A 12,496-nucleotide genomic window follows, 5' to 3' on the forward strand; every position below is an offset into this window, starting at 1 on the left:
GCACTCCCGGCGCGTCATTCCGGCCTGAGGGGCCAGCCACTTGCAAGTGAACGCATGCTCCGCGGCCGTCATGCCTTGCCCTCCAGAATCACATCGGCGGCTTTCTGCGGCATTGAATAAAGATCCGCCGTATCGGCGAACGCCAGCGCATTGCGACTCCAGACGGCCCTCTGCCGGTCATCTTCGAGCATCTGCGCCAGCAGACGATCGAACGCTCCCTGATCGAAGGGGCTCGGCACCACGCAACCGCAATCGGCTTCGGCAATGTAGTGCGCATAGCCGCACACATCGCTGACCAACACCGGCAGCCCGGCCACCAGGGCCTCCAGCAACACCGTGCCGGTGTTCTCGTTGTAGGCCGGATGGATCAGCAGATCGGCGCCCAGCAGGAAACGCGGAATGTCACTACGGCCCCGGAGAAACTCGACCATGCTAGAGACGCCCAGCGCCTTGGCTTGTAGCTTGAATGGCTTGGGATCGTCCTGACCGATCACCAGCAGCCGAGTGCGCCGACTCAGTTCGCGCGGCAGCGCAGCCAGGGCCTTGAGGCTACGGTCGACGCCCTTGGTCTTGAAGCCGGAACCGATCTGAACCAGCAGCAATTCGTCGGGCCGCACCTCGAACTCCTCACGGAACTCGGCGCGAATCTGCGCGGCATTGACCGGCGCGCGGCGGTCCTGGGCGATCCCCGGCGGCAGCAGGTGAAAGCGCGTGGCTGGCGTGCCGTAGTGCTTGACGAACAGCGGCTGCTGCACCTCGGAGATCATCAGGATCTCGGTCTTCGCCTCTGGCGCGAATACCGCGCGCTCGTACTCGGCGAAGTGCTTGTAGCGGCCCCAGCGCCGGTAGATCGGGTTGCGCAGGGTCTGCGCCTTGTCCTCGAAGCAGGGGTCGGCCGCGTAGTACACATCCAACCCGGGCATCTTGTTGAAGCCGATCACCCGGTCCACCGGGCGCTTGGCCAGGTCCGTCTCGACCCAGGCGGTGAAGCGCTCGTTGCGGGTGTGATTGAACAGCGCCTTGACTGGCGCGATCAGCACCTCGAAGCCATCCGGCACCTCGCCTTCCCAGACCATCGCGTAGACACGGATCCCATGGCCACGGCGCTGGCACTCCAGGGCGATACGCATGAAGTCGCGCTGCAGTCCACCGAAGGGAAAGTACTTGTAGAGAATGAAGGCCAGTTGCATCAGACGGACTCCGGGGCCCGCAGCAGGGCTTTCAGTTCGGTGACGACGCGTTCGGGGCGCAGATCGTCGAAACAGGGCTTGTGCCGATCTCCGCTGCCGGCATTCGGGCCGCTGGCGCACAAATGCACCTGGGAGCGCCCGTAGGCACCGACCCGCCCGGGCAGAGTCGGCCCATAGAGCGAAACGCTCGGCACGTCCAGCGCCGCGGCCAGGTGGCCGAGGCCGGTATCCACCGCGACGCAGGCGCGCGCACCAGCGATTACCCGGGCGACACCGGCGAGATTGAGCTTCGGCAGCACCGCAGCGTTGGCAATGCCGCTGACAATGCGCTCGGCCCGCGCCTTCTCTTCGGCATTACCCCACGGCAGGCGGATCGCCCAGCCGAAATCGCTCATGCGCTCGGCCAGCTCGCGCCAGTAGGCTTCCGGCCAGTGCTTGCTCGGCCAGGTGGTGCCATGCAGGAATAGCAGGTAGGGCTGATCGCTGGGAGCGGCCATCTGCTCGCGATCGAGCCCGTAGTCGGCGACATCCTGCAGCAGCGGATAACCGAGCGCCTGGGCGAACAGCTGGCGTACCCGTTCCAGCGCATGCTGATCACGCGGTACCGCATAGCAGCGATCGTAGAAGCGCGCGGCGATGGGCTCGCGGGCCGAATCGCGATCCAGCCCGACCACCGGTGCCTTGACGTAGCGCGTCAGCCAGGCGCTTTTCAGCAAGCCCTGGGCATCGATCACCAGGTCGTAACGGCCTTCCCGCAGGCGTGCCTTGAAACGCTGCCATTCACCGTTGCGCAGGGTCTGCAACGGGTGCTTGCGCCAGCGACGAATCGCGACCGGGATCACCTGCGCCACCGCCGGATGCCAGGCCGGAATTTCGGCGAAGCCCTCCTCCACCACCCAGTCGAACTGGACGCCGGGCAGCGCCCGCTGTGCATCGGTCAGCGCCGGCAGGGTATGCACGACATCGCCCAGCGACGAGGTCTTGACCAGCAGAACCTTCAATCAGCGTACCTCGACCAGCTGCGGCAGCAGGCGATCCAGCGCCTCGATCACCACATGTGCCTGCAGTTCGCGCATGCAATTGTTGTGGCCGAAACGGCAGGTGCGCTCGAAACAGGGACTGCAATCCAGACCCAGACGCACCACTTCCACTTGGTCGGAAAGCGGTGGGGTAAAGGCCGGCGAGGTAGAACCGTAGACGGCAACCAGTGGGCGTCCCAGCGCTGCGGACACATGCATCAGCCCTGAGTCGTTGGATACCACCGCTTCGGCGCAGGACAGCAGGTCGATGGCCTCTGCCAGGCTGGTCTCGCCAGCCAGGTTCACCGTCTCCTCGCGCAGGCCCGGAATCAGCCGCTGGCGGATGTCTTCGCCCACGCCATGGTCGTTCTTCGAACCGAACAGCCAAACCTGCCAGCCGTCACGGATCTTCGCCTCTGCCACCTGGGCGAAGTGCTCGGCCGGCCAGCGCTTGGATTCGCCGAACTCGGCACCGGGGCACAGCGCCAGCACCGGACGATCCAGGCTGAGGCCGAAACGAGCCAGCGCAGCGTCACGGATCTCGGCGTCGATGCGCAGCGAAGGGTTTGGATATGGCTTGGGCAGCTCGACACCGGGCTCGAAGGCCAGCGCCATGAAGCGCTCGATCATCAGCGGGTAACGCTGCTTGTCGAGCTTGCGCATGTCGTTGAGCAGGCCAAAGCGCATTTCCCCGCGCCAGCCGGTGCGCTTGGGAATGCCGGCGAAGAACGGCACCAGCGCCGACTTCAGGGAATTGGGCAACAGGATCGCCTGCTCGTACTGACCACGCAGGCTTTGCGCGACCTTGCGCCGGGTCGCCATGTCGAGCACACCGTGCCCGAGCGGAAAGCTCAGGGCCTGGCGTACCTCGGGCATGCGCTCGAGAATCGGCCGGCTCCATTCGGGCGCCAGCACGTCGATCTGACAGTCGGGATGGCGCTGTTTCAGGCAGACGAACAGCGTCTGCGCCATCACCATGTCGCCCACCCAGCTGGGTCCTACGATCAGTATGTTCATAAGCTCTAAGCCATAAGCTGAGGGGCTGGAAGCCTGGCCGGCAAGCGAATCATGCGTCGCCGGCTCCCAGCGCCAGGCTTACTTGACCAGTGTCCGCCACTCGGCGTGGGCATCGGTCTTGCCGGTGACCAGGTCGAAGTAGGCTTTCTGCAGCTTCTCGGTGACCGGGCCGCGACGGCCGATACCGATGGCGCGGCCATCCACTTCACGAATCGGGGTCACTTCGGCGGCAGTGCCGGTGAAGAAGGCTTCGTCGGCGATGTATACCTCATCGCGGGTGATGCGTTTCTCGACCACCTTCAGGCCCAGCTCGCTGGCCAGAGTCAGCACCGTACCGCGGGTGATGCCGTTCAGGCAGGCGGTGACTTCCGGGGTGTAGATCACGCCATCCTTGATGATGAAGATGTTCTCGCCCGAACCTTCGGCCACGTAGCCTTCCGGATCCAGCATCAGCGCTTCGTCAGCGCCGCCGGAAATGGCTTCCTGCAGGGCCAGCATCGAGTTGATGTAGGCACCATTGGACTTGGCGCGGGTCATGGTGATGTTGACGTGGTGACGGGTGAAGGAACTGGTGCGCACCTTGATGCCCAATTCCAGCGCCTCGTCGCCCATGTAGGCGCCCCAGTGCCAGGCGGCGACGATCACGTGCACTTTCAGGCCGCTGGCGCGCAGGCCCATGCCCTCGCTTCCGTAGAACACCATCGGGCGGATGTAGGCGCTTTCCAGATTGTTCTCGCGTACCGCGGCGCGGGTCGCCTCGTTGATCTCTTCCTTCGAGTACGGCATCGGCATGTTCATGATGTGCGCCGAGTCGAACAGGCGGTCAGTGTGCGCCTGCAGGCGGAAGATCGCCGTGCCGTCTGGCGTGTTGTAGGCGCGCACACCTTCGAACACGCCCATGCCGTAGTGCAGGGTATGGGTCAGCACATGGGTGGTCGCATCGCGCCACTGCACCAGTTCGCCGTCATACCAGATGACGCCATCACGATCGGCCATCGACATCTTGCCAGCTCCTCAGAATTCGAATTTGCCAGTAGCCCGACGGGGCTCAGCTAAGGCCCAACTCACGCCAGATGCGCATGACAGCGCGGCGCTCGTCGTGGAATTGATCCCCACTCACCACTCCGGGCTGCTTCTGCAGTGATTGCCGGTGGGCTGCCGCACGGTAGGCCTTGTAGGCGTCCTGCAGCAGCCGGACCTCATCGCCGGTCATCAACCCGGCCTGCTCCAACCCATCGAGAATGCGGATGTTATCGGTATAGCGCAGCAGTTCGGGATGCTGGTGCGACCACGCCAAAGCCGCGTATTGCACCATAAATTCAATATCCACGATACCACCGGCGTCCTGCTTGAGATTGAACTCGGCGGCTGCCTCGAAGGCGTTGTCATCTACGCCGGCGTGGCTGGAGCGCGTGCCGAGGTTGTCGCGCATCTTCGCGCGCATCTCGCTGACTTCGCGGCGCAGCGCCTGCAGGTCGCGCGCACGACCGAGTACCGCGGCCCGCACCCGCTCGAAATCCGCCGCCAGTCGCGGGCAGCCGACCAGCACCCGAGCCCGCACCAGCGCCTGATGCTCCCAGGTCCAGGCTTCCTGGCTCTGGTAGCGCTCGAAGGCGGCCAGCGAGCTGACCAGCAGCCCGGACGCACCGGACGGCCGCAGGCGCATGTCTACTTCATAAAGCTGGCCGGAAGTGGTCTGGGTCGTCAGCAGGTGGATGATGCGTTGCCCCAGACGCGTGAAGAACTGCGCGCTGTCGATCGGCTTGGCGCCATCGGTTTCGGCGGCCGGGTCGCCGTCATGGATGAACACCAGGTCGAGATCCGAGCCATGCCCCAACTCGATACCGCCAACCTTGCCGTAGCCGACGATGACGAACGCCGGATCGCAGAGCGTGCCGTCGCTGCGGCTCGGCTGGCCGTAACGCGCGACCATGTAGCGCCAGGCGAGCATCAGCACCTCCTCCAGCACCGCCTCGGCCAGCCAGGTCAGGTAGTCGCTGACCTTCATCAACGGCAGCGTACCGGCAATTTCCGAGGCGGCGACTCGCAGACGGTGCGCCAGCTTGAAGTTGCGCAAAGCCTCCATCTGTTGCTCAAGATCGTCTTCGGGAATGCGCATCAGCCGCTCGCGCAGTTCGGCGGCCAGCTCCGGCGCCTGCGGCGGACTGTAAAGACGCCCGGCGTTGAGCAGCTCGTCGAGCAACAACGGGAAGCGGGCGATCTGCTCGGCGATCCACGGGCTAGCGGCACAGAGTTCCAGCAAGCGCTGCAAAGCTCCAGGGTTCTCAGTGAGGAGGACCAAGTAGGCGGAACGCCGCGCAACCGCTTCCACCAGCGGCAAAACGCGTTCGAGCACCAGATCCGGGTCGTCCTGTTCGACCGCCAATGCAAGCAGGCGCGGGATGAACGCATCTAGCCGCTCGCGCCCCAGCCGCTGCATGGTGCGCACCTGCTTGCCGTTGCGCAGCGCCGCTAGGCGCTGGCAGGCCGCCTGACCATCGCGAAAGCCCGCCTCGGTCAATTGCCGGCAGGCAAATTCCTCGTCCCAATCCTGCTCCCACAGCGGTAGCCATTCCCCGCCCACCAGGCTCTCGCCTTCGCTGTCTTCGTCCTCGTCGGGATCGGCGATGACCTGACGGAAATGCCAGTCGATACGCCCACGCCAGTGCAGCAACCGCTCATGAAACGCCTGCCAGCCATCGAAGCCGAGCATGAAGGCAACCCGCTCACAATCCACCTGGCTTTCCGGCAGCATCTGCGTCTGGCGGTCGCCGATCGTCTGCAGCGCATGCTCGGTGTAGCGGAGGAATTCGTAGCCTTCACGCAACTCGTCGACGGCTGCCGACGGCAGATAGCCTTGCCCTGCCAGCGTCGCCAATACCTTGAGCAACGACCGCTGTTGCAGACTGAGATCTCGCCCGCCGTGAATCAGCTGAAACGCCTGAGCGATGAACTCCACCTCGCGAATGCCGCCGGCGCCCAGCTTGATGTTGGCGGCCATGCCCTTGCGGCGGACTTCCTGCTGGATCAGCTGCTTCATGCTGCGCAGCGCCTCGATGGCCGAGAAGTCCAGGTAGCGCCGATAGACGAACGGCCGCAGCATTTCCAGCAGCTCCTTACCCGCCCGCTGGTCGCCGGCCACGACACGAGCCTTGATCATCGCGTAGCGTTCCCAGTCGCGCCCCTGGTCCTGGTAGTACTGCTCCAGCGCGCTGAAGCTGAATACCAGCGGCCCGGAAGAACCGTACGGCCGCAGGCGCATGTCGACGCGGAACACAAAGCCGTCGACGGTGATCGCATCGAGTGCCTTGATCAGGCGCTGGCCAAGGCGCACGAAGAAGTCTTGGTTATCCAGCGCGCGCTTGGCACCGACGGTTTCCCCACCTTCCGGATAACCGAAGATCAGATCGATGTCCGAAGACAGGTTCAGCTCGTGGGCACCGAGCTTGCCCATGCCCAGCACCACCATGTGTTGCGGCTTGCCGGAGCGATGCCCGGTTGGCACACCGAATTGCTCGCAATGACGGACGTACAACCAGTGATACGCCAGATCGATGCAGGCATCGGCCATCTCCGACAGGTCGCGGCAGGTTTCCGCCAGATCCGCCTGGCGGGCTAGGTCGCGCCAGATGATGCGCACCTGCTGTCGGTTGCGAAAACGCCGCAGTAGCACCGCTAGCTCATCTTCGCTGTCGCACTCGGCGAGCAAGGCCGCCAACATGGCTCGCATCTCGCCTGGTTGCAGCGCCCGCTCCAGCAGGCCCTCGCCCATCAGCTCCAGCAACATCTGCGGATCTCGGCTAACCTGTTCGCTGACAAAATCGCTGGCGGCACAGACGCGGCCGAACATCTCGCGCAGGGATGCCGGCCACGCGGCCATAGTCTGTCCGGACGAGCCGTCGATGCCCAGGAGGAACGACTCCTGCGCGCGACTGACAAAAGGCTGAAGCGAGACAGGTAATGCAGCCAGAGGTGGCAGGCTCATGTAGGTAATCCTTTTTCACCGTCGAAAACTGTGAATCGCGCGGCCTAGAGCCTCGCAACTGCCACTATCGGAGGATGGCAGCGCCACTGCTATTGTAGTTTTACTACTAAAGAATGCTGCAGGGGGCTGATCACGGCGTAGTTTTGTAGTAAAACTACAGGCGTCCGGCCCTATCCCCGGCATTACCCAAGAACATATATACGCCCCCGCTCAAAAAGCGGGACGCGCAGCAGGCGACCGATTCTGGAAGCCTTTCCGCCATGGAGCAAGCCATGCAAGATCTCGATCCCGTCGAAACCCAGGAATGGCTGGACGCCCTCGAGTCCGTCCTCGATCGCGAGGGTGAAGAACGCGCTCACTATTTGATGACGCGGATGGGCGAACTGGCCACCCGCAGCGGCACTCAACTGCCCTACGCGATCACCACGCCCTACCGCAACACCATACCCGTTACTCACGAAGCACGGATGCCCGGCGACTTGTTCATGGAGCGCCGCATCCGTTCGCTGGTGCGCTGGAACGCACTGGCCATGGTGATGCGCACGAATTTGGCGGATCCGGATCTGGGCGGCCACATCTCCACTTTCGCCTCCAGCGCGACGCTGTACGACATCGGTTTCAACTATTTCTTCAAGGCACCGACCGAAGAGCACGGTGGCGACCTGATCTATTTCCAGGGCCACGCCTCCCCGGGCGTCTACGCTCGTGCGTTCCTCGAAGGGCGCATCAGCGAAGAGCAGCTGAACAACTTCCGCCGCGAAGTGGACGGCAACGGCCTGTCCTCCTACCCGCACCCCTGGCTGATGCCGGACTTCTGGCAATTCCCCACGGTGTCCATGGGCCTCGGCCCGATCCAGGCAATCTACCAGGCACGCTTCATGAAGTACCTGGAAGACCGCGGCTTCATCCCAGCCGGCAAGCAGAAGGTCTGGTGCTTCCTCGGCGACGGCGAGTGCGACGAGCCGGAGTCCCTGGGCGCCATCTCCCTGGCCGGCCGCGAGAAGCTGGACAACCTGATCTTCGTCATCAACTGCAACCTGCAGCGTCTCGACGGTCCGGTACGCGGCAACGGCAAGATCATCCAGGAGCTGGAAGGCAACTTCCGCGGTGCCAACTGGAACGTCAACAAGGTCATCTGGGGCCGTCTGTGGGACCCGCTGTTCGCCAAGGACGAAGCCGGCCTGCTGCAGGCACGCATGGACGAAGTGGTTGACGGCGACTACCAGAACTACAAGGCCAACGACGGCGCGTTCGTGCGCAAGCATTTCTTCGGTGCACGTCCCGAGCTGCTGGAGATGGTCAAGGACCTCTCCGACGAGGAGATCTGGAAGCTCAATCGCGGTGGCCACGACCCGTACAAGGTCTATGCGGCCTATCACCAGGCAGTGAACCACAAGGGCCAGCCCACCGTGATCCTGGCCAAGACCATCAAGGGCTACGGCACCGGCTCCGGTCAGGCGCAGAACATTGCGCACAACGTGAAGAAGGTCGACGTCGAGAGCCTCAAGCGTTTCCGCGACAGCTTCAACATCCCGATTCGCGACGAGGATCTGGAAAAGCTGCCGTTCTACAAACCCGAGGAGGACAGCGCCGAGGCCAAATACCTGCGCCAGAAGCGCGAGGCACTCGGTGGCTTCGTGCCGCAGCGCCGCACCAGGAGCTTCAGCATCCCGACCCCGCCGCTGGACACCCTCAAGGCCATCCTCGACGGCTCCGGTGATCGCGAGATTTCCACCACCATGGCCTTCGTCCGCGTACTGGCACAGCTGGTCAAGGACAAGGATCTGGGCTCGCGCATCGTGCCGATCATTCCGGACGAGGCGCGTACCTTCGGCATGGAAGGCATGTTCCGCCAGCTCGGCATCTACTCCTCGGTCGGCCAGCTGTATCAGCCGGTAGACAAGGATCAGGTGATGTTCTACCGCGAGGACAAGAAAGGGCAGATCCTCGAGGAAGGCATCAATGAGGCCGGCGCCATGTCCAGCTGGATTGCCGCGGCGACTGCCTACAGCAATCACAACCAGCCGATGCTGCCGTTCTACGTGTTCTATTCGATGTTCGGCTTCCAGCGCATCGGCGACCTGGCCTGGGCGGCTGGCGACAGCCGTGCACGCGGTTTCCTCATCGGCGGCACCGCCGGACGTACCACGCTCAATGGCGAAGGCTTGCAGCACGAGGACGGCCACAGCCATATCCTCGCCGCAACCATACCCAACTGCCGCACCTATGACCCCACCTATGGCTACGAGCTGGCGGTGATCATCCGTGAAGGCATCCGCCAGATGACCGAAGAGCAGCAGAACATCTTCTACTACATCACCGTGATGAACGAAGCCTACCAGCAGCCGGCGATGCCGGAGGGCGTGGAAGACGGCATCATCAAGGGCATGTACCTGCTCGAAGAAGACAAGATGGACGCCGCGCATCACGTCCAGCTGCTTGGTTCCGGCACCATCCTGCGCGAAGTGCGCGAGGCGGCGAAGATCCTCCGCGAAGACTACGGCGTCGCCGCTGACGTCTGGAGCGTGCCGAGCTTCAACGAACTGCGCCGCGACGGCCTGGCGGTGGATCGCTGGAACCTCCTGCACCCGCACGAGAAGCCACAGCAGTCCTACGTCGAACAGTGCCTGGCTGGCCGCAAGGGCCCGGTAGTGGCCTCGACCGACTACATGAAGCTGTTCGCCGACCAGATCCGCCAGTGGGTACCGAGCCGCGAATACCGCGTGCTGGGCACCGACGGTTTCGGCCGCAGCGATAGCCGCAAGAAGCTGCGTCATCACTTCGAAGTGGATCGCAACTGGGTCGTGCTGGCCGCGCTGGAGCAGCTGGTCGCACGCGGGGAAATGGAAGCCAAGGTGCTGGCCGAAGCAATCGCCAAGTTCGGCATTGACGCCAACAAACCCAACCCGCTGGACTGCTGAGGAGCGAAGCCATGAGTGAACTGATTCGCGTACCCGACATCGGCAGCGGCGAAGGTGAAGTGATCGAGCTGTTCGTCAAGGTTGGCGATCGCATCGAAGCCGAGCAGAGCCTGCTGACGCTGGAGTCGGACAAGGCCAGCATGGAAATTCCGGCACCCAAGGCCGGTGTGGTCAAAGCCCTCAAGGTCAAGCTGGGTGATCGCCTGAAGGAAGGCGACGAACTGCTGGAACTGGAAAGCGAAGGCGGCGAAGCGGCTGCCGAAGCACCCGCCCCGGCAGCTGAAGCGCCGCAGCCGACCCAAGCACCGGACGAAGCCGAGGCTAGCGATGCTCCGGCCGCTAGCGAAACACCGGCGTCCGCCGGCGCTGCAGAGCAGAGTCAGGAAATCCGCGTGCCGGACATCGGCTCGGCCGGCAAGGCCAACGTCATCGAGATCATGGTCAAGGCCGGCGACTCGGTGCAGGCCGAGCAGTCGCTGATCACCCTGGAGTCGGACAAGGCCAGCATGGAGATCCCATCGCCGGCGGCTGGCGTGGTGGAAAGCTTGGCGATCAAGCTGAACGATGAGGTCGGCACCGGCGACCTCATCCTGACCCTCAAGGTCCAGGGCGCGGCACCGGCCAAGCAGGCCGAGTCGACGCCAGCACCGAGTCCCGCCGAACCGGCCAAGGCCGCAAGCCCAGAACAAGCCGACCGCAAGCCGGCACCAACCGCGCAGAGCGAAGCTCCACAGGCGGTCGGCGCACCGAGCCGCGACGGCGCCAAGGTGCATGCCGGCCCGGCCGTGCGCCAGCTGGCCCGCGAGTTCGGCGTCGAGCTGAGCGCAGTCGCCGGCAGCGGTCCGAAGGGACGCATCCTCAAGGAAGACGTGCAGCAGTATGTGAAGACCATGCTGCAGCAGGGCAAGGCCGAACCGACCGCAATGGCAACCGGCGGCGCCGGCATCCCGCCAATCCCTGCCGTGGACTTCAGCAAGTTCGGCGAGGTCGAGGAAGTCGCGATGTCGCGACTGATGCAGATCGGCGCCGCCAACCTGCATCGCAGCTGGCTCAACGTGCCGCACGTGACCCAGTTCGAGTCCGCGGACATCACCGAGCTGGAAACCTTCCGTGTGGCGCAGAAGGCCGCCGCCGAGAAGGCCGGCGTCAAGCTCACCGTATTGCCACTACTGCTCAAGGCTTGCGCGCACCTGCTGCAGGAACTGCCGGACTTCAACAGCTCGCTGGCCCCGAGCGGCAAGGCGCTGATCCGCAAGAAGTACGTGCACATCGGCTTCGCCGTGGACACCCCGGACGGCCTGATGGTCCCGGTGATCCGTGACGTCGACCAGAAGAGCCTGCTGCAGTTGGCCGGCGAAGCCGCCGAGCTGGCGGACAAGGCGCGCAACAAGAAGCTCTCGCCGGATGCGATGCAGGGTGCCTGCTTCACCATCTCCAGCCTCGGCCACATCGGCGGCACCGGCTTCACGCCGATCGTCAATGCGCCTGAGGTGGCGATCCTCGGTGTCAGCAAAGCCACCATGCAGCCGGTATGGGACGGCTCGGCCTTCCAGCCGCGCCTGATGCTGCCACTGTCGCTGTCCTACGATCACCGCGTGATCAACGGCGCGGCGGCAGCGCGCTTCACCAAGCGTCTGTCCGAGCTGCTGGCGGACATCCGCACGCTGCTGCTTTAACGCTCCATTGACGCACACAAAAAACCCCGCACAGTCGCGGGGTTTTTTGTTCCTCATCATCCTCGGAGCGTCAGCCCTTCTGCAGGTTGCGGATAAGGAATGATAGAGCCTTGGCCAGCTCTTCGGCGCCCTTCGGGTCGCGCAGGATAGTGACCAGCGGCGTGCCGTCGGCCGGACTATCGATGATGCAGGCCGGCCCCTGTGGCGGGCAGCGATAGCTCAGATAGGGATCGAGGCCATACACTGACAGGCTACGATTGCGCACCGCGATCCCGCTACCTGGGCCGCGCACCTCCTCCCGGACCTGTAGCTCGCCGGAGCCGGCGGCGCTCAATCGGTAGTGGAGGTCTTGCGGGTTCGGCACGCCGACCTGGTAAGCGACCCGCAGTGCGTAGGTATCGAGCAGGCCATTACTGTGTGCCAGCAAGGCGTCGCGCTCGCTGGAGACCATGTACAAGGCCTTCAGGTCGGACAGATAACGCTCGGCTTCGCTGGTGTCGAATTGCAGCGACTCGGCGGCGTGAACCTGCACTGCGGCATAGCAGAAAATCGATGCCACCAATAACTTCACCCGCCGACTTGTCAGTCCTCGTCGCATGATGCACCCTTGCTTGAAGTTAGTATTAATTCGCCATCGTTGGCTTGCTGGGGGCGATGCAAGAGCACAACCAGCGGTTCGGTCAGCATA

General features: G+C 63.9%; 8 protein-coding genes. 2 read left to right on the forward strand and 6 right to left on the reverse strand.

What is annotated here, in order from left to right:
• Positions 1-68: 68 nt before the first annotated feature.
• From N8H22_RS01975 to glnE, 5 genes are all read right to left on the reverse strand, one after another.
• Entirely contained in the window at positions 69-1,190 is a 1,122-nt protein-coding gene (locus tag N8H22_RS01975) for a glycosyltransferase family 4 protein (protein WP_264588944.1), read from the reverse strand.
• Positions 1,190-2,191 carry a lipopolysaccharide heptosyltransferase I gene (gene waaC, locus N8H22_RS01980; RefSeq protein WP_264588945.1) on the reverse strand — a complete coding sequence of 334 codons (1,002 nt, stop codon included), beginning with the start codon at positions 2,189-2,191 and terminating at the stop codon, positions 1,190-1,192. Before waaC ends, N8H22_RS01975 begins: the two co-directional genes overlap by 1 nt.
• A complete protein-coding gene (gene waaF / locus N8H22_RS01985) occupies positions 2,192-3,226 on the reverse strand; it encodes a lipopolysaccharide heptosyltransferase II (RefSeq protein ID WP_264588946.1) in 1,035 nt (344 codons plus the stop codon). It abuts the gene before it with no gap.
• A gap of 78 nt (positions 3,227-3,304) precedes the next feature.
• Complete coding sequence (gene ilvE, locus N8H22_RS01990) at positions 3,305-4,228, reverse strand: branched-chain-amino-acid transaminase (RefSeq protein ID WP_264588947.1); 924 nt, start codon at positions 4,226-4,228, stop codon at positions 3,305-3,307.
• A gap of 46 nt (positions 4,229-4,274) precedes the next feature.
• Positions 4,275-7,211, reverse strand: coding sequence for a bifunctional [glutamate--ammonia ligase]-adenylyl-L-tyrosine phosphorylase/[glutamate--ammonia-ligase] adenylyltransferase (gene glnE, locus N8H22_RS01995; protein WP_264588948.1), 2,937 nt, complete (start codon positions 7,209-7,211; stop codon positions 4,275-4,277).
• A 272-nt stretch (positions 7,212-7,483) separates the two neighbouring features.
• Between glnE and aceE the strand changes: the two genes are divergently transcribed.
• On the forward strand, positions 7,484-10,132 hold the full coding sequence (gene aceE, locus N8H22_RS02000) for a pyruvate dehydrogenase (acetyl-transferring), homodimeric type (protein ID WP_264588949.1): 2,649 nt from the start codon (positions 7,484-7,486) through the stop codon (positions 10,130-10,132).
• An 11-nt stretch (positions 10,133-10,143) separates the two neighbouring features.
• On the forward strand, positions 10,144-11,808 hold the full coding sequence (aceF, locus tag N8H22_RS02005) for a dihydrolipoyllysine-residue acetyltransferase (protein ID WP_264588950.1): 1,665 nt from the start codon (positions 10,144-10,146) through the stop codon (positions 11,806-11,808).
• A 70-nt stretch (positions 11,809-11,878) separates the two neighbouring features.
• On the opposite strand, the gene N8H22_RS02010 is transcribed toward aceF, so the two are convergent.
• The gene (locus N8H22_RS02010) at positions 11,879-12,406 is read right to left on the reverse strand and encodes a hypothetical protein (protein ID WP_264588951.1); all 528 of its coding nucleotides are present in this window, start codon (positions 12,404-12,406) and stop codon (positions 11,879-11,881) included.
• Positions 12,407-12,496: the final 90 nt, after the last annotated feature.

Source organism: Stutzerimonas sp. S1 (genome assembly GCF_025966695.1).
In the GTDB taxonomy this organism is placed as follows: Bacteria; Pseudomonadota; Gammaproteobacteria; order Pseudomonadales; family Pseudomonadaceae; genus Stutzerimonas.